Consider the following 22844-nt stretch of genomic DNA (forward strand, 5'->3'; position numbering starts at 1 on the left):
AGGCCAGCCAAACGGCAATCGTTACAATGAACCTGAGCGATGTGCAGGTGTTCGTGGAAGCCGTGCGCGTGGGCAGCCTGGCCGGCGCGGCGCGCAAGCTGGGCCTGACCGCCATGTCGGCCTCGCGCAGCCTTGGGGCGCTGGAAGCCGAGCTGGGTGCGCGCCTGCTGCACCGGACCACCCGCTCCCTGTCGCCTACCAGCGATGGCGAGGTGTTCCTGCCCTACGCGCAGGCGCTGCTGGAAGGCCAGGCCAATGCCTTGGCCGACCTGCACCCCGACGGCGGCGGCCTGAGCGGCCAGTTGCGCATCACCGCATCCACCGCATTCGGGCGCCGGGTGGTGGCGCCGCTGCTGCCGGCGTTCATGGCCGAGCACCCCCGCCTGCACGTGGATCTGCACACCACCGACGAACAGGTGGATATCGTCGCGCAGGGCATCGATGTGGCCATCCGCATTGCGCCGCTGCGCGACAACCGGCTGGTGGCGCGGCGCTTGGCCGACAACCCACGCGTGCTGATCGCCTCGTCTGCGTACCTGCAACAGCGTGGGCAGCCGCGGGTGCTGTCCGACCTGGCCGCGCACGAGTGCCTGGCCGCCAGCGGTACCCGCCACTGGGCGTTCCTGCGCGCGGGCAAGCCGCTGCGGCAGCGGGTGGCGGGCCGGCTGACGGCCAGTTCGGTGGAAGCGGTGTATGAAGCCTGCGCGGGCGGGCTGGGCATCGCCAATCTGTCGCAGTGGTATGTGCGCGATGCGCTGGCGCGTGGCGATGTGCAGGCGATCACGCTGGATGATGCCGCGCCCGAACCGCTGGATATCTGGGCGGTCTACCCCAGCGCCAGCCGGGTGCCGCCGAAAGTGCGCGCGTTCGTGGCGGCGGTGCAGGACGCGCTGGGCTAGTTCGTTGTCGCAAATGCCATGTTGCGGACGGCGTGTGCAGGTGTTTTAGGCGGCACTGTGTCGCAGATTGCCGGTTGGGTGCAGCGCCTCGCGCCACTTTGGATAGCGGTTACTTAACAGCCTGCGACAATGCCGAAAGCGTCGCTATCAGAGTGCGTTCTTCAACTTTTCTGATTGGCATTCGGCATCACCGCGGTTACAGATGGCGGGCCATCGAAAACGGATGGCCGGGCTTCGAATCCCGTCGTGATCTTGAGTGATTGCGCTTGCCAGTCGGCGCCGCCCTGTGCGGCGTCGGCTGGCAATCCGCCTGCCGGCCATGGCGGGCGGTGCGCGGGGGCGTTCACGCCCGCCGGCTTGAGGTCATCCGGATTCGAACCGCGTACCGCCCGCCACCTTTGTGTGGCGGTTGTTGCTTGCCCCTTTCGGAGCCACGCCATGACCACGCCTGATGTATCGCCGCTGCGCCCTGCCCGCCCGGCGGCCGCCGACCCTACCACCTTCGCCGCCACGCTGCGCCGCATCGGGCGCGGCGCCGCCGCCAATGGCCAACCCTGGCCCGAACAGCACCCGGTGCCGACCCGGTGCGTGCAACTGGCCGATGCCGACTGCGCCGTGGCCGGCCTGCGCGTGGTGCAGGAACTGCTGCTGGCCGCCGAACGCGTGCGGCAGAGCGGCAACGACGAGGAGTGCCTGGGCGACCGCGTGATGGAAGGGCTGATGATGGCGTGCGTGGCGCTGAGCGCACAGGTGGGTGATCGCCTGCACGGCGATGGCGCAGGCGCACAGCCATGACCCGCGGCCGTCTCCGTTACCTGCAGACCGCCTTCCGTGCCGTGGAAAGGCAGTTCCTGATCAAGCACCTCTGGCTGTTCGGCATTGTCGCAACGGTGCCGACGCTGCTGCTTTCGATAACACCCCTGCACCTGAAGCCATTGCCCACGCTTCTGCATCTGGGCGTATTGCTGGGCCTGTTCGCCCACATCCTGCTGCACAACCCGCGCCGCCGCCCCCTGCCCGACGGACTGGTCTGCCCGGCCTGTTCGCGCCACCTGCTGGGCAGGTTTGGCAAACGCGCGCTGGCCAGCGGTGAATGCCCGCGTTGCGGGCAGGAACTGTTCAACGGTTAGCCTCTGGCGCCCTGATCAACGTCGTTCCCGCGCGCGATGGCGTGAACGGACAGATTCAGGGCGCCGCTTCCACTGGCTATTGAGGGGCGTGTCGTGTGCGAGCCGCGGCGGCTGAACCACCGAACGTCCGCGCCGCGGCTTCGTTCCCGCTGCCGTCGACACGGCGCCACCAGTCACGTGCGACACGAGGTGCAAGGTTTCTGATTGACCGCCCTCGTGGCCCGGCAATGGAATGTGGGCACCGCGGAAGGAGCCGTGATCGCACGGCGCTGGAACCGCAGGTACCCCGCCCGGTTTGCAAGGATTGCCATGACCCGCACCTCACCCGTTCGTTCCCGCGCGATGCGCCTGCTGGCGTGTGTCGCCGTTGCCATGCTGCTGGCCGGGCCCACGCATGCCACCTGGACCGTCAACGACCCGCAGTCGATGGCCAAGGCCATCGAGCAGTACAAGCGGCAGGCAGAGCATTACAAGCAGCAGGTTGAACATTACAAGCAGCAGCTGATCCAACTGAATCCACTGCCGCGTACCGATTCGGTGATGTCCGACAGCTTTTCCGAACGCAGCGAGGACTACCAGCTGCAGGAGCGCTGCCCCGGCGCAGCAGGGCGCGGCATTGGCGGTCTACCGCGCGCACTCGGCGATCTGCTGCCGGGCATCGGCGGCGATGCAGCCAGCGAGCAGACACGCATCTGCGCGCGCATCGTGCGCGCCAGGAACACTCAGTACAACGCCACCGTGCGCATGCTCGATCGGCTGGTCCAGCGCAACCGGCAGTTCGAGGCCATCCAGACCCAGCGCAGCCAAACCGGCAACAGCCAGGGCAACCTGGCCGCCAATGACAACGAAGTCCACCGCTTCGCTGCACAGAACGAAATGGACCTGCAGCACTGGCAGGCCCAGATGAAGGCCTACGACGGCTACATCGAAGGCCTGACCGCACAACGGGCGCAGCTGGCGCGCCAGGCGCTGGACGGCAAGCCCCCCAGCCTGCTGGGCCAGTTGGTACGGGGCGCCGTGCTGGCAAGGGCGCTGTCGAACTGAGGCGTCGCCGTTCCCTCTCCCCCCACCGATGGACAGATGGCATGAATGGATTCGTTGACAGCGCCGCGTTCGGCCTACCGCTTCTGGCAGACATCACGCCGGGGAACTTCCTGTTCTTCCGGCTGGTAAGTGACTACTTCGACAGAGAGATCGCCGAATTCGGGCTGGACCTTACCCGCCGCGCCGCGCGATGGGTCACCTTCACCGCAATGACGCTCACCACGTTCTGGATGCTGGTCCAGGGCTACGCGCTCGCCGCCGGGCGCTCGCAACAGTCGGCCATGGCGATCATGGGGCGGGCGGCAAAAGTGGCATTGGTGGTCATGGCCGCCACCGCCGCGGGGACCAATGGCACGGCACTGCATAAGGCGGTTACCGACAACCTGGACAAGGAGATCCACCAGCTGTTTACCGGGAAGCGCAGCGGCGGTGCAGCCGATTCAATTGACGAGAACCTGCTGTACACGCAGCTGGCGTTGTCAGCGCTGGACGCCATCCACGTGGATGAAAGCGATCCCGAACTGATCGAAAAGAAAGGCCGCGCCATGCAGCTGGCCAGCTTCGGTACCGCCAGCCCGCCCATGGCCGCCGGTGCCATGCTGCTGCTGTTCAAGTTCACCATGGCGTTCCTGATGGGCATCGGGCCGATCTTCATCCTCGCCCTGATGTTCGAGCAGACCAAGGACCTGTTCAAGAAGTGGCTGTTCTATGTGCTGGGCACGCTGTTCTCGATGTCCATCCTGTCGGTGGTGTCGGCCATGGTGCTGAAGTTCACCGCCAAAGTGGCCGCCGCCTACTGGGTAATGGAGCTGCTCCCGATCGACACTGGCGAAGGCTTGTCATCGCAGGCGCTGCAACAAGGCGGCATCGGGCTGCTGATGACCGCGCTCATCATCACGGCGCCTACCATCGGCGCGGCCATGTGGCAGGGCAACATGGGCGCCTTCATGGCCTATTCGCCGTTTGCCAGCCCGACGCCGCCGCCGGGCATATCGGGCTCACCTGGGTTGTCTCCGGCGTCGGCACCGGCAGCAACGCCGGCCATGGCAACGCAGGACGCGCTACCGATGGGTACCTTCGCCGCATCGCCGTCACCGTTGCCGGAAGCGACCGGCCTTCGCGGCAATGCCCACCATGACAGCAGCCGCATGCTGTGAAGAAGGGAGAACATGCAATGAAGAGAACACGCGGCGTCTGCGCGCTGGTGCTGCTGCAGCTGCTCGCCCTGCCGGCAGGGGCGCAGTCGGACAACTACTACGAGCCCATCCCCTACTACAACGACAACCCTTTCCTGTTCTGCACCCTCGGCGTGCCCGGCGACTGCTGGGCGCCCGTCGACCCGGCCACCGGCACGTTCACCATCACCAACATCTATTGCTACAACCCGATCTCGGCCCTGCAGTTCGCACGGGTCTGCCCGAAAGCATTCCCGAACGGGCTGCAGGGCGCAGGCGTGGCCACCGAGTGACCGCAGGCCAGTGCGGTGCTAGTGTGCGCAGCAGATCGCCCCTGCTCCGGCCCGGACCGCCGCATGAAAGCACACGCCCTGCTGTTCGTGGTCGCCACATTCGCCCTGGGTGCAGCCAATGCCCAGGCCCAGGAGGCGCGATTCATCTCCTCCGAACCGTCGCCCTTCAAGCGTTCGGTCTTTGTTGAGCCGAACGAAACCCGCTTCAGCGGCAGCGCCACCGTATCGGGCACCCTGCAGGTGGCCTGGGAGCCGGAAAGCGAGGGGTTCGGCGGCGGCTACCGCGTGGTGCTGAAACCGGACGCGGCCAGCCAGCGACGCTTGCCGCACGATGCGGGCCGTGGCCCGGTCAGTGAGATCTGGATCCGCAACACCGACACGATCATCAGCGCGCTGCTGTCGCCGGCCCAGCGCAAGACCGGCTTGAAGCAGCAGCACTACTTCAGCGGCCCGGTACGGCTGGTGTTGAATTCCTACCGCACCGGCGTGGACTGCGACATGCGCGGCTACAACGCGTTGTTCATTGCCGTGGCCGACGAACCCCCGGCCCTGGCCCTGGCACCGCGCCCGGACGAAGTGCCCAGCTGCTAGGCCGGGTGCACCGGTCCTGCTTGCCGGGCATGGCCCGGCGCTACCGGGTTACCCAGCGCGAAATCCAGACCGGCGCACAACGGCCAGAGGCAACGGAATTCGGTTGCTTAATCAAAAGCAACGCTATTTCGTTGCGCCCCTCAGTTCGCCAGCGCGAAATCCAGCCCTGCGCACACCGCCGCCACTTGGGCGTCGTTGCATTCCTGCGGGTTGGTGCGCGGACTGTCCGGGTAGACCTCGGTGGTGGTGGCATACAGCGCATCGGTAAAGCCGGCGCAGGCGCCGATCGAGCGCGATTCGCCCCAGACCACGCCCAGCGACTGCAGCGGCAGACCGACCAGGTTGCCCTCGACGTCGGCCGGCGCGATATGGGTGATCGGCGCCACGGCGGCAATCAGCGCCTTCTGGAATTCCGGCTGCGGGTCTTCACTGTTGCCGATCACATAGAAACCATCGGGAATGGTGTCGCGCTCGAACGGCTTGCCGTCGCGGGCGCAGCGTGCCGGGTCGAACTCGTGCAGGTCGCTGTCGGTGGTTTCGTGCAGGTCCAGGTGCACCCGGATGTTCGGCTTGCGCTCGGCCAGCCAGCGCATCAGGGCCGCCGCTTCCTCGATCTGGCCGCCGTCACGGAAACTGCGGTTCGGGTCGATGGCGTCCGGGTTCCAGCGCTGGATGCGCTCGTAGCCCCACGGGCTGACACAAGGCGCCACGATCAGGTTGTAGCGGCCCAGGTAGCGCTCGGCCTGGTCCTGCAGGAACTGCAGGGCGCCATGTACGCCACTGGTCTCGTAGCCGTGCACGCCGCCGGTTACCAGCGCGGTGGGCAGCGCCGGGTTCCAGTCGTGGTTCACCACCGCAAACAGCGGGTAATGGTCGGGCGCGTAATCCAGCTGGCCGTACTGCAGCACGTCGAAGCGTTCGTCCAGGCGTTCCAACTCGGCCACCACATCGTCGTGGTAACTGCGCTGCTTCTGCTGGCGGGCCCGCCACTGTGCGCGTTCAGCATCGCCCCAGGGCTGGCCGGGGGTGCCGATGGGGTAGAACTGCGCCAGGGTCATGCGGAACTCCAGTGGATTCAGGTGCGGTAGTGCAGCCGGCCATTGTACGCCTGCTGCCGGGCACGGGCGGCATGCCGCCGGCCCTTTCATACGGCCAGGGTCATCTGGCTGTAAAATCAACGGTTTTGGCCCCCAACCCCTTGATGGCGAACGCAGTGCAGCCGGTCCTGGGCGGACCGGACTTCCTCCGTCTGCTCGCCCGTCTCAGTGACGGCGCGATGCCGGCCACCAGTCCTGCCCTGACCGATCGCCTCGGCCAGTGGGTGGACTGGAGCCGTGCCGTGGCCCTGTCCGGGGCCCTGGATGGCCGCCTGCCCGAGTCTGCCGAGTCTGCCGAGCCGGCCGAAGCGCTGGACGATCTGCTGGCCGACTGCGCCCAGGCCGAGACCAGCCTACTGGCCTCGCTGAACGAGGATGCCGAGGCCGAGCGCCTGCTGGACCTGGCCGAGGCGGCCGCCACCGCCAATTTCGCTTCGCTGCGGCAGCGCTATCTGGTGCTGCAACGGGCGATGCAGACCGCCACCGGCCGCCTGCGCGGCCGCCTGCGTGACCAACTGGTACAGACCGCGCCCGAACTGGCGCGGCTGGCCGAGGTCGACGCGGTGATGGAACAGACCCTGAGCCCGCGCGAACACGCCCTGCTGGCCACCGCCCCGGCCGTGCTGGGCGCGCGCTTCGAGCGCGTGCATGGCCAGCCCGGCTGGCGCGCTCCCTTCAGGAATGACATGCGCAGCCTGCTGCTGGCCGAACTTGAACTGCGCTTCCACCCGATTCATGGGCTGCTTGCAGCCCTGCGCCCCCACTGACCGGAACACCATGTCCAGAACCGTTTTCCCCGTCGTTGTCTTCCTTGTGGGCCTGCTGGCCGTGTGCTGGATCGGCATTGGCTATGTGGCCGTGCATCCGCTGGGCGCGCTGGTGGCGGCGGTTATCGCGGCCTGCTACGTGGCCGGTGGCGTGGAGCTGTACCGCTACCGTCAGGCCAGCAACGGCCTGCGTGCCGCACTGGCCGATGTAGCGCTGGCCAAGGACAGCCTTCAGCCGTGGCTGGAGCGCGTGCCGGCCGGCCTGCGCAATGCCGTGCGCCTGCGCGTGGAAGGCGAGCGCACCGCCCTGCCCGCGCCGGTGCTGACCCCGTACCTGGTGGGGCTGCTGGTGCTGCTGGGCATGCTGGGCACCCTGCTGGGCATGATGGACACCCTGCGCGGCACCGGCCTGGCGCTGCAGAGCGCCACCGACATGGCCGCCATCCGCGGTTCGCTGGCGTCGCCGGTGCAGGGCCTGGCCGTGGCCTTCGGCACATCCATTGCCGGTGTGGCCAGCTCGGCCATGCTGGGTCTGCTGGCCGCCCTGCTGCGCCGCGACCGCCTGCAGGCCGTGCAGCAGCTGGACCGCGCCATCGCCGGTGACCTGCACCCGCATTCGCAGGCCTGGCAGCGCGCCGAATCGCTGCGCCTGCTGCAGGCGCAGTCCACCGCCCTGCCCGCACTGGTGGACCGCCTGCAGGACATGACCCGTGCGTTCGAGCAGCACAGCAGTGCCGCGAACGAGCGCCTGCTGGCTGGCCAGGGCGAATTCCTGACCCAGAGCCAGGCGCTGCAGGAAAGGCTGGCGGTCTCGCTGCAGCAATCGCTGCGCGAAGGTGCCGAAGCCAGCGCCAGCGCCATTGGCGGCGCCCTGCAGCCCTTGGCCGAAACCACGCTGGCCGGTCTGGCCAGCCACGGCCAGGCACTGCACGTGCGCGTCGAACAGGCCGTGCAGCAGCAGTTGGCCGGGCTGGCCGACGGCTTCGAGCGCAGCCGCGTGGCCACCGAGGCCAGCTGGGCGCGCGTGGTGGATGAGCAGACCCAGGCCCAGCAGGCGCTGGTGACCGAACTGCGGCAGCACCTGCAGGCCTTCAGCGACGGCCAGGCCCGCCAAAGTGAAACGCTGCTGGCCAGCCTGGGTGAGCGCCTGCAGGGCGATGCCCAGCGCCATGCCGACACCTGGCGCACGGCCGCCGAGCAGCAGCATGCGCTGAACCGCGAGCTGGCCGAGCGCCAGCAGCACGCGCTGCAAAGCGCCAACGACAGCCTGCACACCCAGGCGCAGGCCCTGCTGCAGACGCTGGATGCGCGCCATGCCGACAGCCAGGCGCTGCTGCAGGCCCACGAGCAGCAGCGTACCCAGGACTGGCACAACGCACAGGCCGCCGCAGCCGCCGCGCATGCCGAACTGCAGGCCAGCCTGGACACCCGCGAACAGCAGCGCCAGGCGCGCTGGGATGCAGTCAGCGCCGATCTGCAGCAGGCCCACGTCGCCCTGCAGGCGCAGTTGCAGGCCAGCGACGAACAGCGCCTGCAGCGCTGGACCGATGCACTGCAGGCGGCCTCTGCCGACCTGACCGCGCAGCAGCAGACCGTGTGCCAGACCCTGGCCGACACCGCCCAGCAGATTGGCGACAACGGCCGCGCGCAGGCCAGCGCCACCCTGGCCGAAGTGTCCACCCTGCTGCAGACCGCCGCGCAGGCGCCGAAGGCCGCCGCCGAAGTCATCAACGAACTGCGCAACACGCTGTCGGAAAGCCTGGTACGCGACAACGCCGTACTGGAAGAACGCGGCCACCTGCTGGCCACCGTGCAGACCCTGCTGGAGGCCATCAACCATGCCTCGCACGAACAGCGCAGCGCAGTGGACGCACTGGTGGGCGGTTCGGCCGAGCTGCTGGAACGCGTGGGCAGCCGCTTCACCGATCACATCGCCGCCGAGACCGGCAAGCTGGATGGCATTGCCGCGCAGTTGAGCGGCAGCGCCGGCGATGTGGGCCAGCTGGCCGGCAGCTTCGGCGCGGCGGTGGAACAGTTCGGCAGCGCGGCGGTCGAGCTTTCCGGCCGCCTGGAACAGATTGGCGGCGCGCTGGATGCCTCGTTGGCACGCAGTGATGAACAGCTGGCCTATTACGTGGCCCAGGCCCGTGAAGTAGTCGACCTGAGCCTGCTGTCGCAGAAGCAGGTGATGGACGAACTGCAGCAGCTGGCCGCGCGCCGTGGCAAGGCCGGCAGCGCATGAGCGACGAACTGGAGGTCGATGGCGGTTCGCACGCCCCGATCTGGGCCGCCTTCGGCGATCTGATGTCGGTGCTGCTGGGCGCCTTCGTGCTGATCCTGGTGGGCGTGGTGGCGGTGCAGCTTGAGTTGTCGCAACGCCTGGACGCCGAAGTGAAGCAGCGCCAGGCCGAGGCCAAGCGCCTGCAGACGCTGGAACAGGCACTGGCCGGGCCGTTGGCTGCCGGCCGGGTGACCCTGGTCGATGGCCGCATCGGCATCAGCGGCAACGTGCTGTTCGCGTTGAACTCGGACCAGCTGCAGCCGGAAGGCCAGGAACTGCTGCGCAGCCTGGCTGCCCCGCTGTCGGCCTACCTGGGCTCGCGCGATGAAATCCTGATGGTCAGCGGCTTCACCGACGATGCGCCGATCCGCGATGGCAATCGCCGCTTCGCAGACAACTGGGAGCTGTCCGCACAGCGTTCGCTGACCGTGACCCGTACCCTGATCGCCGACGGCGTGCCGGCCGATGCCGTGTTCGCCGCCGCCTTCGGCAGCGAGCAGCCGGTCAGTTCCAACGCAGACGAAGCCGGCCGCGCGCGCAACCGCCGCGTGGAGATCGCGCCGATTCCCAAGCCGAAGGCTGGCGATGGCAAGTAAGCCGGCTGCCAGCGCTGCGCGTGAGGGATTGCGTGCCCTGGTACGCGATCTGGATGCCGGTTCGCGCGCGCGCGAACACTACCCGCAGGTGCCGATGCTGGAAACGGTGCGCCGCGAGTGGTCGGCCCTGCGCAGCGAGCTGCAGGTCAAGCGATCGTTGCGCGCCGAAGCCCCCGCCGACGGCGGCCCGCTGAACTCGGCGGTGCTGGTGCAGCGCATGCTGGACACCATGCAGGGCGCCAGCCCCGGCTACCTGCGGCATTTCATTGATTACGTGGATACCCTGTCGTGGCTGCAGGCCCTGCAGGACGGCGTAGCCAGCGGCGGTGATGCGGCAAAGCCCAAGCGCACGCGCAAACCCCGAACCGCAGGCTGACCGGCCGGGCGCAAGCACCACCCTCGCCCTGACCCACTTCTGGTAGGTGCCAACCGACCCGCTCTTGGTAGGTGCCAACGCTTGGTTGTCACACGCAGCGCTCATGTGCCCACCAACGTGGGCACCTACCGGAAATCGGCGACGCGTGCATCACCCGCGCAGGGTGGCGCCGCCGTCCACATACAGATCACTCATGGCCACGTGGCCGGCCTGCTCGGACAGCAGGAACATCACCGACTGGGCGATGTCGTCCGGGGTGGCCAGCTTGCGCAGCGGAATTCCCGCCTTGTAGGTCTCCAGGTTGCCCGCGATCACCCGCTCGGCGCCCTGCCCGTCTTCCCACATGCCGGTCTGCATGGGGGTGAGCGTGGAACCGGGAGCGACGATGTTGCAGCGGATGCCCAGCGGCGCCAGCTCCAGCCCCAGGCAACGGGTGAACATGGTCGCCGCTGCCTTCGATGCGGCATAGGCGGCCATGCCATGCCGCGGCACACCGGCCGCGTTCGAGCTGACCGTCACCAGCGCCCCCTGCCGACGTGGTGACATCACCCGCGCCACCGCGCGGCTGACATGAAACACGCCTTCAGCATTGACCGCGAACACGCGGCGCCAATAGGCATCGGTGGTCTGCACCACCTCGCCCACATGCAGCACGCCAGCCACGTTGGCCACCAGCGCAATCGGGCCGATGCGCGCTTCCACCTGGTCCACCAGCGCATCCACTGCACCGCTGTCGGTCACGTCCAGTGCAAAGGCGCGTACCCCACGTGCCTGCGCCACGGGCGCGGCAAGATCGGTGGCCACCACCGTGCAACCAGCCGACGCCAGCAGTTCAACCAGCGCCGCGCCGATGCCTCCACCGGCGCCGGTCACCAGCGCCACGCGGCCTTCAAACCCGGTCAACTGCATGTTGCGATCTCCTGTTGTTCATCCCAGTGCTGCAGACGTGCCGACAGCCACGGCGCCAACTGCGCCACCGCGTCGCGGCCAGTCAATTCGGCGTGCAGGAACGGCAGTTCCAGCGCTTGTACGTCCAGCGCATGCGCCTGCCACAGCGCCGACTGCAGTTGCGGCCGGGCCACATGGTCGCGCCCTGCGCGCACATGCACCAGCGTGCCCACGTACGGGCGGTGGTGGTGGGCTCGAATCAGTCGATTGGTGCCGGTAACCGCGCGTACGACGCCTTCCAGCACTGCATCCGGCAGGCTGCCCAGCGCGCTGCCGCCCTGGCGCAGGAAGGCAAGGATGGCCTCGCGGCTGTCCAGTTCCGGGTGCGCGTCCGGATCGTGCCCGGCAATGGCCAGCAACGCCCGCAGCGCGGCAATCGGGTCGGGCTCGGGTTCGGCCCGCCAGCACTCAGCGGGATAGGCATCCAGCAGCACCAGTTCGCCCACCTCACGCCCGATGTCGTGCAAGCGCACGGCCATGGCCTGGGCCAGGATGCCACCCACCGACCAGCCCAGCAGATGCACGGGGCCGCGCGGCTGCAGGGCTACCACGCGCTGCACGTAGTCGTTGGCCATGGCATCGATGCTGCCCGGCAGCGGCTGCGCGGGGTCGAGCGCAGGCGACTGCAGGCCATACACCGGGCGCGCGGGCTGCAGTGCGCGCGCCAGCGTGCGGTAATTCCAGGCGATGCCGCCGGCTGGGTGCAGCACGAACAGCGGTGCAGCCGTGGCTTCGCCCTCCGGCGCTGCCAGTGCGATCACCGGCCCCAGGGCATGGTCGGCGTTGGCCGGCGGCTCGGCCAGCCGCGTGGCCAGCGCGGCCACCGTGGGTTGGGCGAACAGCGCACCCAGGCCCAGCTCGCAGCGCCAGCGCTGTTCGATGGCCAGCAACAGATGCACCGCCGATAACGAGTCGCCACCCAGGCTGAAGAAGTCCGCGTCCACCGGCACCGGCGCATCGCGACCCAGCGCCTGCGCGAACAGCTGCGCCAGTTCTTGTTCCAGCGGCGTGCGCGGCGCCAGGCCAGTAGCCACCACCTGCGCCGGCGGGGGCAACGCTGCGCGGTCCAGCTTGCCATTGGCGGTGACCGGCCACTGCGCCACCCCCACGAACAGCGACGGCACCATGTAGTCGGGCACGCGTGCGGCCAGATGGCTGCGCAGCGCGGCCGCATCGTCCAGGCCTGCAGGCACATAGGCCACCAGCCGCGGCTCGGCCGGCGCATCGTGGCGCAGCAGCACTTCCACCCGCTGCATGCCGGGCAGTTCTCGCAGCGCCGCCTCGATCTCGCCCAGTTCGATGCGCAGCCCGCGCAGCTTCACCTGGTGATCGCTACGGCCGAGGTATTCGACCGCGCCATCCGGGCGCCAGCGCGCCACGTCGCCGGTGCGGTAGATGCGCTCGCCGGGCAGGAACGGATCGGCCAGGAAGCGGTCGGCGGTCAGGTCATCGCGGCCCAGATAGCCGCGCGCCAGTTGCACGCCGCCCAGATACAGATCACCCGGCACCCCCACCGGCTGCGGCCGCAGCGCGGCATCGAGCACGTACAGGCGGGTATTCCAGACCGGGAAGCCGATCGGCACCGGGCGCGACGCATCGTCCGCCGATGCAGGCCAATAGCTCACGTCCACCGCGGCTTCGGTCGGCCCGTACAGATTGTGCAGCTGCGCCCGCACGCGCGCATGGAAGCGGTCTCGCAGCGAGGCATCCAAGGCTTCGCCACTGGTGAACACGCGGCGCAGCTGCAGGCCCTGCGTATCCGGCGCGGCCAGGAACGCATCAAGCATGGACGGCACGAAATGCGCGGTGGTGATGCTATGCGCACGGATCAGCCGCGCCAGCGCAGCGGGATCGCGATGCGCCTGCGGCGGGGCCAGCACCAGGGTCGCCCCGCACAGCAACGGCAGGAAGAATTCCCAGACCGACACATCGAAGGTGGCCGGTGTCTTCTGCAGCACACGGTCATCGGCGCTGAAGCGGTAGTGCTTGCGCATCCACAGCAGGCGGTTGACGATCGCGCGGTGCTCGATGACCACGCCCTTGGGCTCGCCGGTGGAGCCGGAGGTGTAGATCACATAGGCCGCATCGTGCGCGTCGGGCCCCGGCCATGGCGCGGCGAAGCTGACATCGGTCCACTGCGTGGGTGCGAGGACCGGCACACCCGCCAGGCGCGGCGCGGTGTCCGCTTCGCCCAACACGCACAGCGGCTTGGCCGAGACCAGGATGCGTGCCAGGCGCTCATCGGGATGGTCCAGATCCAGCGGCAGGTAGGCGGCGCCTGCGCGCAGCACGGCCACCAGCGCGATCACCAGTTCCAGCGAACGCGGCAAGGCCACCGCCACCCGCGTGCCCGGGCCGGCGCCCAGCGCGCGCAACTGCGCGGCCAGAGCGAAGCTGCGTGCTTCCAGGGTGGCGTGGTCCAACGTCTGCGCGCCCAGCACCAGCGCGGGGGCTTGCGGGTCGCGATCCATGCCCTGGCGCAGCAGCTCGGCCAGGGTGTTGTGTGGCAGCGGGTGGTCGGTGGCGTTGAAGCCATGCAGCACCTGCTGCGCTTCTTCGGGCGTGGCCAGTGGCACATCGCCGATGTCGTCGGCCTGCAGGGCCGCCGACACGAAATGCAGCAGGCGTTGCGCATGCGCCGGCAGATCCAGCGCGCCGTACAGCGCGGGATTGGCTTCGACCTCAAGATCCAGCATCTGCTGGCCATCGCCGCGGAAACCCAGGGTCAGGTCATCCACCGGGCCGGTGCACAGCACCTCCAGGGTGGCCTGCACACCGGGCACCGCCAGCGGGCGGTAGAACGGCTGCACGTTCACCAGCGGCCCATGCAGGCGCTGCTGCGCCCCCACCAGACCCAGGTCGCGGCGCAGCTGTTCACCCCGATAGCGGCCATGCTTGCGGCCCTGGCTGAGCTGGCGGCCCAGCGCGCGACAGTGCGATTCCACGCTGACTTCGGCGGCGGCAACGCGCAGCGGCAGCACGTTCATCACCATCGCCGGCACGCGTGCCGAGGCGTTGCCGAGCCGGCCCATGTAGGGAATGCCCAGCACCACTTCGTCGGCCGCGCCCATGCGCCGCAGATACTCGGCGGTGAGCGCGGTCAGCACATCCGGCCACGGCTGCAGCCACGCCGCAGCGGTCTGCAGCAGGCGCTCACGGAAGCTGCTGTCCAGCGGCTGCACCCAGCGCAGCGCATCGTCGCTGGCCGCGGCGGTGCCCGCCAGGCCCGTGCCCGCCGGCGCCCCCTGCAGCTGCGCATGCCACCACTGCCGGGCCAGGTCACGCCGTGCATCGGCACGATACGCCGCATCGTCGGCCAACACGGCATCCAACGCAGGCAGCGCGTCACCGGGCCGCCCGGCGTACAGCGCGCACACGCGATCGCTGAACAAGGCCATGCCATACCCATCGGTGGCCAGATGGTGCACGCGCAGGTACCAGACCCAGCGCTGCGGGCCCAGCTGGAACAGCACCTGCCGTGCCAGACGGTCGCGGGTGGGATCGACCGCCGTCAGTCGGTCCGCCTGCATCGCCGCGCGCGCGGCCGCGTCCGGATCGGCTGCGCCGGAAACATCGTGAAGCTGCAGCGTCGGCACATGCGCCGGATCGTGCCATTGCAGGGGCTCGCCCTGCGCGTGCTGGCCGAAGCGGAGTGCGAAGGCCTGCGCCTCGGCCGCCGCCTGGTTGGCCGCGGCCGCGAAAGCGGGCACGTCCAGCGCACCGTCCATCCACACCGCATGGGCGGTATTGAAGGCCGGGCTGTGCGGTGCCAGCCGCTGCGCGTACCACAGCCCGATCTGGGCTTCGGTCAGGGCAACGGCCGTGGCCAGCGCCGCCGCGCTCATGCCGCCTGCGCAGCCTGCAGCCGCTGCACCACCGTCCACCACTGGCGCAGCGTGCTGTGTTCGGCCAGCTGCGAGAATTCCAGCGGCAGGCCGGTGTTGCCCCAGGCCAGCACCAGGCCGAGCATGCGCATCGAATCCAGGTCCAGATCCATCAGGTTGTCATCGTCACCGATCTCGGCCGGCGTGCAGTCCAGCACCCGCGCCAGGTCGGCGCGCATGCGTTCCAGGGTCAGCGGTTCAGCGCCTGCGCTCATCACAGCAGCTCCAGCAGTCGGTCGGTGGTCATCGGCACCCCGCAGGTGCGGGCGATCCAGTACAGCGCCTGGTCGTGGTCGGCACGCGAGAAATCGGCCACGGCATCGGCGGCGATGAAGGCTTCGATATCGCGCTGGAAGGCCTCGGCCACGGTCGCCGTGCAGCCGATATGGGCGTACACGCCGGTCACCAGCAACTGGTCGCGGCCACGCACGCGCATCAGGGTTTCCAGGTTGCTGCGCTGGAACGCGCTGTAGCGGTGCTTGACCAGCACGTGCTCGCCTTCCTGCGGCGCCAACGCGTCGATGATCGCTTCATGCGCTTGCCCGCGCTGCATGCCCGGGCCCCACAGATCGGCCTGCAGGCCGCGGTCGCGCCGGTCCTGGTTGCCGTGCTGGGCGGTGTAGAACACCGGAATGCCATGCACGCGGCAATGCGCCAGCAGCCGCGCGATATTGGCCACGGCCGGCTGCAGCGGTGCCTGTTCGCCATCGAAGGCGGCCAGGAAGTAGCGCTGCATGTCGTGCACCAGCAGCGCCACGCGGTCGCGCTGGGGCTGCCAGGGGCCGCGTGCAACCGGCAGTTCGCTGGTCGTTGGCAGCGCGTAGGGGGTAATGCGGGGCAGCGCCATCAGCGCGTTCCTCCTGTCTGTTGCAGATGACGCGCGCGCAGCTGCGCACGCAGTTCGCGGCGGCTGATCTTGCCGACCGCCGTGGTATCGAAACTGTCGACGAACAGCACCTGGTCGGGCACCTTGAACGCGGCCAGGCCTCGGGTGCGCATCCACGCCTTCAGCGCCGGCGCCTTGATCGGCTCGCCCTGGGCAATGACAAAGGCACAGCTGCGCTCGCCCAGATACTCATCGGGAATGGAGACCACGGCCGCGTCGAACACCGCCGGGTGCGCCAGCAGATGGTCTTCGATCTCTTCGGCCGAAATCTTCTCGCCAGCGCGGTTGATGTGGTCGCCTGCCCTGCCCTGCACCACCAGGTAGCCGCCAGGCAACTGCTGGACGCGATCGCCGGTGCGATAGAAACCGTCGTCGGTGAAGGCGCGTGCATTGGCCGCCGGATCGTTGTGGTAGCCGTTGATGGTGTACGGGCCTCGGGTGATCAGGTGGCCGACTTCGCCTTCGGCCACCGGCTGGTCGTGGTCATCGACCACGCGCACTTCGTCGTCGGGACTGATCGGCCGGCCCTGGCAGGCCACGATCAGTTCCAGCGGGTCGTCCAGCCGTGTGTAGTTCACCAGGCCTTCGGCCATGCCGAACACCTGCTGCAGCGTGCAGCCCAACCCGTCCACCACGCGCCGCGCAGCTTCGGGCACCAGCTTGGCACCGCCCACCTGCAGCACCTGCAGGCTGGAAAGGTCCTCGCTGCGGCTGGCCGCCGCCTGCGCCCACAGCAAGGCCAGCGGTGGCACCAGGCCGCAGCAGGTCACTTTTTCGCGGGCAATCAGCGGGAATGCCGCGTCAGGCCCGGGGCCCGGGCTCATCACCACGCGCGCACCGGCGTAGAGCGCACCGAAGAAGCCGGGCGAGCTCATCGGGAAATTGTGCGCGGCCGGCAGGGCCACCAGGTACACGCTGTCACGGTCGATGCCGCAGATCTCGTTGCTGGCGCGGAACGAATAGATGTAATCGTCGTGCGTGCGCGGAATCAGTTTCGACAGGCCGGTGCTGCCGCCGGAAATCTGCAGGAAGGCCACCGACTGCGGGTCAGGGTCTGCCGGCAGCGTGGCGCGGTCGCCCTGCAGCGCATCCAGCGCCGTGAACTCGCCTGCCTCGCCATCGATCACCACCTGCTGCACGGCCGGCACCGCCGCCTGCAGGGCACGCGCCAGTTCGCGGTGATCGAAGCCCTCGTGCAGCGCCGTGGTGACGTAGGCACTGACCTGGGCCTTGGTGGCGAAATGCACCAGTTCGGTGATGCGGTGCGCCGGCAGCGCGTACACCGGAACCAGCCCGGCGCGGAACAGACCACAGGCCACGCTGATGAAGCTGGCGGTGTTGCCCAGCTGCAGCAGCACCCGGTCACCCGGCTGCAGCCCGAGTGCAAGCAGACCGGCGCCGATGCGCCCAGCTTCATGCCACAGCTGCGCGTAGGTCAGGCGGGTATCCCCGGCGACCACGGCAACATCGTCGGCATAGCGTTCGGCGCGCTCGCGCAGGAAGCCGGGGAAGGTTTCGCCGCGCCAGTAGCCGGCCTGGCGATAGCGCTGCGCGCGCTCGGCCGGCCAGACCTGCTGCAGCGGAACACGGTGGGGAACGGCATGGGTGGTCATGACAGGAGTTCCTGCAGCGGCGCCGGGTCGTGGACCCCCAGCGCATTCAACAAGGCGGTGAACTTGGCCGCCGTTTCGGCCACTTCGGCCTGCGGCGAGGATTCGGCGACGATGCCGGCGCCGGCGTACAGGCGCAGCTGGCGGCCCTGCAGGCGCGCACAGCGGATCGCAACGTACCAGTCACCATCGCCCTGCGCGTCGAGCCAGCCCACGGCGCCGGCATAGAAGCCGCGCGGCACCGGTTCCAGTGCGCGGATGCGCTGCAGCGCGGACTGCTGTGGCGTGCCGCAGACTGCCGGGGTGGGATGCAGTGCGGCCAGCAGCAGCGCTGCCGGCGTGGACGGATCATCCAGTGTGGCGTGGATGCGCGTGCCCAGGTGCCACATGCTGGCGGTGGCATGCAGCACCGGGCGCGGCTGCGCGTCCACCTGGCGGCACCACGGTGACAGCGCGGCCACGATGGCCTCGACCACGTGGCGGTGTTCGTCGTGATCCTTGCGCGAGGCCAGCAGCGCCTGCGCAGCGGCCTGGTCCTGGGCGGGGTCGGCACTGCGTCGTGCCGAACCGGCCAGCGGATGCGACAACACCTGGGCGCCGCGCTTGCGCAGCAGCAGCTCCGGCGTTGCGCCCACCAGCCAGGCCGGTGGCTGTGCCGGGTCGACCGGCAGCGGCACCGCGTAGGTCGCCACCGAAGGATCGGCGCCCAGCCGTGCCAGCAGCGCATCCGGCGCCAGCGGCCGCTGCGTCTGCGCCAGCAGGCTGCGAGCCAGCACCACTTTCTGCAACGCGTCATCACTGGCACGCAGGGCCAGCACCGCCTGCGCCACCGCATCGGCATAGGCCTGTGCGGACGGCTCGGCCTGCAGCGCCCCCTGCAGTACCGGCGCGGCCTGTGGCCGCAGCGGCAGCGCCGGCAACAAGCGCTCGGGTTGGTACAAGGCATCGTCGGCGCGCGGCTCGAACGGCACCGCGCCCACCAGCAGCCCCGGGCCACCGCGCTGCTGGCTGAAGAAATCCGCCACGCGGTCGGCCAGCGTGCTCAGTGCGCCGGTTGACAGGCGCGCACGGCAGCCGCGCGCGTGCACCTGCTGGCCCGCCTGCTGCAGCACGAAAAGGTCGGCCTGATCGGCGTTGATTGCTGCGTCGGCCAAGGGCGCTTCGTGGTTGCGATCACCCAACACGATCGAATCGTTCATGCGGCCTCCGCGCGACGGTGGGCCAGCGCCAGTGCGCACAGCAGCAACAGCAGCACGCCCACCAGCAGGTACGGCAGGCTGGCATTGGCGCGGTACAGCAGCGTGCCCAACATCGGCCCCACCACCATGCCCACGCCCTGCGCGGCGGCCACAGTACCGGCGGCAGCACCCTGCTCGTGCGGTTCCACCGCATCGGCGGCCAACGCCTGGAAGGACGGGAATACGAAGCCCATGCCGAATGCCGCGATGGCGTAGGCCGCTGGCAGCTGCCAGGGCTGCTGCACGGCCGCCACCGAGGCGAAGCCCAGGCCGCCGATCAACGCGCCCAGCGCGATCCAGCGCCGCGGATGCACGTCCAGCTTCATCACCAGCACCTGCGCCAGGATCAGGCCGACGCCGACCGCGGTGAGTGCGATGCCGGCCATGCGCGCACCGGCGGCGGCGTCCAGCGCCAGCCGATCAATCGCAAAGAAGCCGACCGTGACCTGGGCGATGGTGACCGAGATCATGGCCAGCAACGCGGTCAGCTGTGGCAGCCGCACGCGTGCATCCATGCGCGCCAATGGCGTGCGCTTCTGCGCCGCGTTGGCCGCCACCGGCGGCGTGGCCGGCAGGCGCCAGGCCAGCAGCGCCAGCGCCAGCAACGGCAGCAGCGCGGCGGCGTACAGCGCCAACGGAAGATTGCGGTAGGCCAGCCAACCGGCCGCAGCCGGCCCCAGCACCATGCCCAAGGCATTGGCGCTGCCCAGTCGCGCCAGCAACTGGGTGCGCTGCCCCGGCGGTGACTGGTCGGCGATCAGCGCCGCAGCCGTTGGCGGCACCGCCGCATAGAACAGGCCGATCAGGCCGCGCGTGCCGACCAGCACCGCCACCGACACCAGCACCGCCGGCACCGACTGCAGCGCGCGGTCGATGAACACCGCCAGGCCGATGTAGACCACGGTGTAGGCACTCATGGCCAGCAGCAGCACGCGCTTGCGGCCGATGCGGTCACTCAGCAGGCCCCAGGGGCGTGCAGCGAGCATCCACAGCACACCGGCTGCGGTAACCGACAGACCGGCATGCCATTCGGCCAGGCCCAGCAAGCGCACCACCGGGCCGATGACCGCGACGAAGGACATCATCGCCATGGTGCCGATCAGGGCAGCCAACACCAATGCCGGCAGACCGGCGACGACGGGACGTGCATTCATGGAACACCAGCCGTTTCAGGAAAGGAGCGCGGGCGCCTTGCGGGCCCGTCTGGCGCGGCACCGACAGGCGCGCATCCAGCCCTCAAATGATAACGGCTCGTATTTGCATTTGATACCCATTCACTTGAATGGGACAGCAACCGCTGCCCGCGCTGGATCAGCCGACGCTACGCGCCGACAACAGGCCCCGCCGACGGAACCACCATTCCAGCGGCAGCGTGACCAGCGGCGGAATGGCCGCCAGCAGGGCCAAGCCGGTGGCCCACCACGGCCAGCGCAGGCGCAGCGCCGCCAGCAGGCTGACCGCCACGTAGACCAGGAACGCACCGCCATGCAGCGGACCAAACAGCTTCACCAACGCCACGGTGTCGGCCGGCCCGTACTTCAGCCACATGCCCAGCAGCAACCCGGCCCAGGTGAGCGCTTCGATGAAGGCAACGATGGCGAACGCGCGCCCGAACGGGTGCAGGGGGGAACGTTGGGTCACGAAAGGCTCCGGGCCGGGGAATCAAACGCGAATGATACGCAGATGCGAACGCCTGCAGGAACCCGCCGTGCCGGGTAGCGCTGGGCCGTGCCCGGCGTTCGAACCCTCACAGCCCGACCGACGCGATTTCCTCCAGCACGGCCTGCACCGGCCGGCCGTTGTCGACCAGGTTGAACATCACATGCGCCACGCCTTGCGCATGCACCCGCTGCAGATACGCCTGCAGACCGTGCCGGCCCACTTTCATGCCCAATGGCAACGGCGTGGCCGGCGCGTGCGGATCGGCCTGCAGATCCAACTGCATGGACTGCACGAACGGCTTGGCAGCGCCGGCCTGTGCCAGCGCCTGCTGCCACAGCCCGATGCGGCCTTCCTGTGCGCCTTCTTCGCGGTGATAGGTGGCCCAGCCCTCGGCGTCGCGTGCGATCCACTGCAGGCTCTGCCGCGCCGTGCCCACCACCAGCATGGGAATGCGCCGCTGCGGCGGCGGCAGTACCGCAAAGCCGCCGGTGGCATCGGTCAGTTCGGCCTGCGCATGGGCGTCGGGCGACAGCGCCGCGCGCAACACCGACCAGCGCTGGCGGAACGCCGCACCGCGATGGTGCAGGTCTTCGCCGAACGCGGCGAACTCTTCCGGGCGGTCGCCCGAACCCAGGCCGAGGATGAAGCGCCCTTCGCTGATCCGGTCCAGGCTGCGGGCGGCCTTGGCCACATGCAGCGGATGCCGCAGCGGCAGCACGATGGCCGCGGTGCCCAGCGCAATGCGTTCGGTGGCGCCGGCCAACGCTGCCAGCCACAGGAACGGATCATCGAGTGCGCTGGCCGTGGCGTCCGGCCCCTGCGGGACCATCAGCGGCACATCGCGCGTCCACAACGCGGCAAAGCCCAGATCGTCGGCCAGCCGTGCATGCGTACGTGCGCTGCGCAGATCGGCCACGCCGTGCGCGGCCAGCGGCGTCATCAGGCCCAGACTGAGGCGCTGCGATGGAAACACCCGCGCATGCGCGGCATTGAAATCGCTCATGCAACCAGCTTAGCGTGGCAGGGTTACCACCACGCCACCACAGGAAGAACACTGCATGCACAGGATCCGCCCCGCCCTCGCCCAGGACACTCCAGCGATCAGCGCCGTGTGCATGGCCGCGTTCGAACGGGCGGTGGCACCCACCCTGAGCGCGCAGGGCGTGGCGACCTTTACCGCGGTGGCCGCGCCTGCCGCCTTCGGCGATCGCCTGCAGGGCGACAACCACATCCTGGTGGCCGAACAGGACGCGCGCATCGTGGGCGTGGTGGAACTGAAGGAAGGCCGGCACCTGGCGATGCTGTTCGTGGCCCCGGCCTGCCAGGGCCAGGGCATCGGCCATGCGCTGCTGCAGGCGGTGCTGCCGCACCTGCGCGCACCGCAGATGAGCGTCAGCGCGTCACTGAATGCCGTGCCCACTTACCAGCGCTACGGCTTCGTGCTGGATGGCGAAGTGGCCGAGTCGCACGGACTGGTTTACCAGCCGCTGACCCTGGCCGCCCCGCCCCGGCACTGACTGCGCCGATCAGACGAACATGCCGCCGGACGCTTCCACGCGCTGGCCGTTCACCCAGCCGGTGGCGGGCGACAGCAGCGCCACCACCACCGGGCCGATGTCATCGGGCAGGCCGGCGCGGCCCAGCGCGGTGATCGACGACACCATGGCATTGGTCTGCGCATCGTCGCGCACCCGGCCGCCGCCGAAGTCGGTCTCGATGGCGCCCGGCGCCAGCGTGTTGGCGCTGATGCCGCGCGCGCCCAGTTCGCGTGCCAGATAACGGGTGAACACTTCAATGCCGCCCTTCATCATGGCGTAGGCGGAACTGCCGGGCAGCGAGAAGCGCGCCAGCCCGCTGGAGACATTGAGGATGCGACCGCCATCGGCGATCAGCGGCAGCAGTGCCTGGGTGAGGAAGTACGGGCCCTTCAGGTGTACGGCCACCGCGTTGTCGAACTGCGCCTCGGTGGTGTCGGCAATCGGCGCGTACAGGCCTTCACCGGCATTGTTCAACAGGCCCTGCAGCGCCGTGGCCCCCCAGCCCTGCAGCACGTTCTGCAGTTGCTGGGCGAAGGCGGTGAAACCGGCGCTGTCGGCCATGTCCAGCGGCAAAGCCGCGGCACGACGGCCCAGCGCCTGGATCTGCTGCACGACCTGTTCGGCGGCGTCGGCCTGCGCGCGGTAGGTAATGACGATATCGGCGCCATCGGCGGCCAGCGCCAAGGCGGCGTTACGGCCCAGGCCGCGGCTGCCGCCGGTGACAAGGACAACACGGGTAGAAGACGTCATGACGGTGCACCTGGTTGAGGAGGAAGTTGGACCAGACTATTGGGATTGCCGAGCGCCATAAATCGCGCGATCCTGATTT

At 69.1% G+C, this 22844-nt stretch carries 23 protein-coding genes; 12 read left to right on the plus strand and 11 right to left on the minus strand.

What is annotated here, in order from left to right; all coding sequences use genetic code 11:
- The first annotated feature begins 26 nt into the window (after positions 1 to 26).
- The 7 genes from IAE58_RS03145 (at position 27) to IAE58_RS03175 (ending at position 5132) form a co-directional block, all read left to right on the plus strand.
- Positions 27 to 899 carry a LysR family transcriptional regulator gene (locus IAE58_RS03145; RefSeq protein ID WP_199932376.1) on the plus strand — a complete coding sequence of 291 codons (873 nt, stop codon included), beginning with the start codon at positions 27 to 29 and terminating at the stop codon, positions 897 to 899.
- Between the two features lie 438 nt (positions 900 to 1337).
- Entirely contained in the window at positions 1338 to 1694 is a 357-nt protein-coding gene (locus IAE58_RS19935; protein ID WP_233614520.1) for a hypothetical protein, read from the plus strand.
- Positions 1691 to 2029, plus strand: coding sequence for a hypothetical protein (locus tag IAE58_RS03155; RefSeq protein ID WP_199932377.1), 339 nt, complete (start codon positions 1691 to 1693; stop codon positions 2027 to 2029). The genes IAE58_RS19935 and IAE58_RS03155 overlap by 4 nt, the downstream gene beginning before the upstream one ends.
- A 309-nt stretch (positions 2030 to 2338) precedes the next feature.
- The gene (locus IAE58_RS03160) at positions 2339 to 3073 is read left to right on the plus strand and encodes a hypothetical protein (RefSeq protein ID WP_233614522.1); all 735 of its coding nucleotides are present in this window, start codon (positions 2339 to 2341) and stop codon (positions 3071 to 3073) included.
- 41 nt (positions 3074 to 3114) lie between these two features.
- Complete coding sequence (locus IAE58_RS03165; RefSeq protein WP_199932378.1) at positions 3115 to 4230, plus strand: type IV secretion system protein; 1116 nt, start codon at positions 3115 to 3117, stop codon at positions 4228 to 4230.
- Between the two features lie 17 nt (positions 4231 to 4247).
- Positions 4248 to 4541 carry a hypothetical protein gene (locus IAE58_RS03170; RefSeq protein ID WP_199932379.1) on the plus strand — a complete coding sequence of 98 codons (294 nt, stop codon included), beginning with the start codon at positions 4248 to 4250 and terminating at the stop codon, positions 4539 to 4541.
- Positions 4542 to 4604: 63 nt separating this feature from the next.
- Positions 4605 to 5132 (plus strand): hypothetical protein, encoded by a 528-nt coding sequence (locus IAE58_RS03175; protein WP_199932380.1) that lies wholly within the window; start codon positions 4605 to 4607, stop codon positions 5130 to 5132.
- A 140-nt stretch (positions 5133 to 5272) separates the two neighbouring features.
- Here the strand turns inward: IAE58_RS03175 and IAE58_RS03180 are convergent, their stop codons facing one another.
- On the minus strand, positions 5273 to 6190 hold the full coding sequence (locus tag IAE58_RS03180) for a M14 family metallocarboxypeptidase (protein ID WP_199932381.1): 918 nt from the start codon (positions 6188 to 6190) through the stop codon (positions 5273 to 5275).
- Between the two features lie 143 nt (positions 6191 to 6333).
- On the opposite strand from IAE58_RS03180, the gene IAE58_RS03185 reads away from it, so the two are divergent.
- The 4 genes from IAE58_RS03185 to IAE58_RS03200 are packed head-to-tail and all read left to right on the plus strand — an operon-like array spanning position 6334 to position 10249.
- Entirely contained in the window at positions 6334 to 6996 is a 663-nt protein-coding gene (locus IAE58_RS03185; RefSeq protein ID WP_199932382.1) for a DUF3348 family protein, read from the plus strand.
- A 10-nt stretch (positions 6997 to 7006) separates the two neighbouring features.
- The gene (locus IAE58_RS03190; protein ID WP_199932383.1) at positions 7007 to 9238 is read left to right on the plus strand and encodes a DUF802 domain-containing protein; all 2232 of its coding nucleotides are present in this window, start codon (positions 7007 to 7009) and stop codon (positions 9236 to 9238) included.
- Entirely contained in the window at positions 9235 to 9873 is a 639-nt protein-coding gene (locus IAE58_RS03195; RefSeq protein ID WP_108753269.1) for an OmpA family protein, read from the plus strand. The genes IAE58_RS03190 and IAE58_RS03195 overlap by 4 nt, the downstream gene beginning before the upstream one ends.
- Entirely contained in the window at positions 9863 to 10249 is a 387-nt protein-coding gene (locus IAE58_RS03200) for a DUF2894 domain-containing protein (RefSeq protein WP_199932384.1), read from the plus strand. Before IAE58_RS03195 ends, IAE58_RS03200 begins: the two co-directional genes overlap by 11 nt.
- Before the next feature lie 150 nt (positions 10250 to 10399).
- On the opposite strand, the gene IAE58_RS03205 is transcribed toward IAE58_RS03200, so the two are convergent.
- The 9 genes from IAE58_RS03205 to IAE58_RS03245 all read right to left on the minus strand — a co-directional run bounded on the left by IAE58_RS03205 (position 10400) and on the right by IAE58_RS03245 (position 21480).
- Complete coding sequence (locus tag IAE58_RS03205) at positions 10400 to 11158, minus strand: 2,3-dihydro-2,3-dihydroxybenzoate dehydrogenase (protein ID WP_199932385.1); 759 nt, start codon at positions 11156 to 11158, stop codon at positions 10400 to 10402.
- Positions 11149 to 15042, minus strand: a complete 3894-nt coding sequence (locus IAE58_RS03210; RefSeq protein ID WP_199932386.1) for a non-ribosomal peptide synthetase — start codon at positions 15040 to 15042, stop codon at positions 11149 to 11151. Before IAE58_RS03210 ends, IAE58_RS03205 begins: the two co-directional genes overlap by 10 nt.
- Entirely contained in the window at positions 15039 to 15296 is a 258-nt protein-coding gene (locus tag IAE58_RS03215) for a phosphopantetheine-binding protein (protein WP_199932387.1), read from the minus strand. The genes IAE58_RS03210 and IAE58_RS03215 overlap by 4 nt, the downstream gene beginning before the upstream one ends.
- On the minus strand, positions 15296 to 15928 hold the full coding sequence (locus IAE58_RS03220; RefSeq protein ID WP_199932388.1) for an isochorismatase family protein: 633 nt from the start codon (positions 15926 to 15928) through the stop codon (positions 15296 to 15298). The genes IAE58_RS03215 and IAE58_RS03220 overlap by 1 nt, the downstream gene beginning before the upstream one ends.
- A complete protein-coding gene (locus tag IAE58_RS03225) occupies positions 15928 to 17580 on the minus strand; it encodes an AMP-binding protein (protein ID WP_199932389.1) in 1653 nt (550 codons plus the stop codon). The genes IAE58_RS03220 and IAE58_RS03225 overlap by 1 nt, the downstream gene beginning before the upstream one ends.
- Positions 17577 to 18776, minus strand: a complete 1200-nt coding sequence (locus tag IAE58_RS03230; RefSeq protein ID WP_199932390.1) for an isochorismate synthase — start codon at positions 18774 to 18776, stop codon at positions 17577 to 17579. The genes IAE58_RS03225 and IAE58_RS03230 overlap by 4 nt, the downstream gene beginning before the upstream one ends.
- Complete coding sequence (locus IAE58_RS03235; RefSeq protein ID WP_199932391.1) at positions 18773 to 19969, minus strand: MFS transporter; 1197 nt, start codon at positions 19967 to 19969, stop codon at positions 18773 to 18775. Before IAE58_RS03235 ends, IAE58_RS03230 begins: the two co-directional genes overlap by 4 nt.
- Before the next feature lie 157 nt (positions 19970 to 20126).
- Positions 20127 to 20456 (minus strand): DUF3817 domain-containing protein, encoded by a 330-nt coding sequence (locus IAE58_RS03240; protein ID WP_199932392.1) that lies wholly within the window; start codon positions 20454 to 20456, stop codon positions 20127 to 20129.
- Between the two features lie 106 nt (positions 20457 to 20562).
- Complete coding sequence (locus IAE58_RS03245; protein ID WP_199932393.1) at positions 20563 to 21480, minus strand: TIGR03571 family LLM class oxidoreductase; 918 nt, start codon at positions 21478 to 21480, stop codon at positions 20563 to 20565.
- Between the two features lie 55 nt (positions 21481 to 21535).
- Between IAE58_RS03245 and IAE58_RS03250 the strand changes: the two genes are divergently transcribed.
- Positions 21536 to 21994 carry a GNAT family N-acetyltransferase gene (locus tag IAE58_RS03250; RefSeq protein ID WP_199932394.1) on the plus strand — a complete coding sequence of 153 codons (459 nt, stop codon included), beginning with the start codon at positions 21536 to 21538 and terminating at the stop codon, positions 21992 to 21994.
- 9 nt (positions 21995 to 22003) lie between these two features.
- On the opposite strand, the gene IAE58_RS03255 is transcribed toward IAE58_RS03250, so the two are convergent.
- Positions 22004 to 22765: an SDR family oxidoreductase gene (locus IAE58_RS03255; RefSeq protein ID WP_199932395.1), complete on the minus strand. Its 762-nt coding sequence runs from the start codon at positions 22763 to 22765 to the stop codon at positions 22004 to 22006.
- Positions 22766 to 22844 lie beyond the last annotated feature (79 nt).

The organism is Stenotrophomonas sp. S49, from assembly GCF_016624905.1.
Lineage (GTDB): Bacteria > Pseudomonadota > Gammaproteobacteria > Xanthomonadales > Xanthomonadaceae > Stenotrophomonas.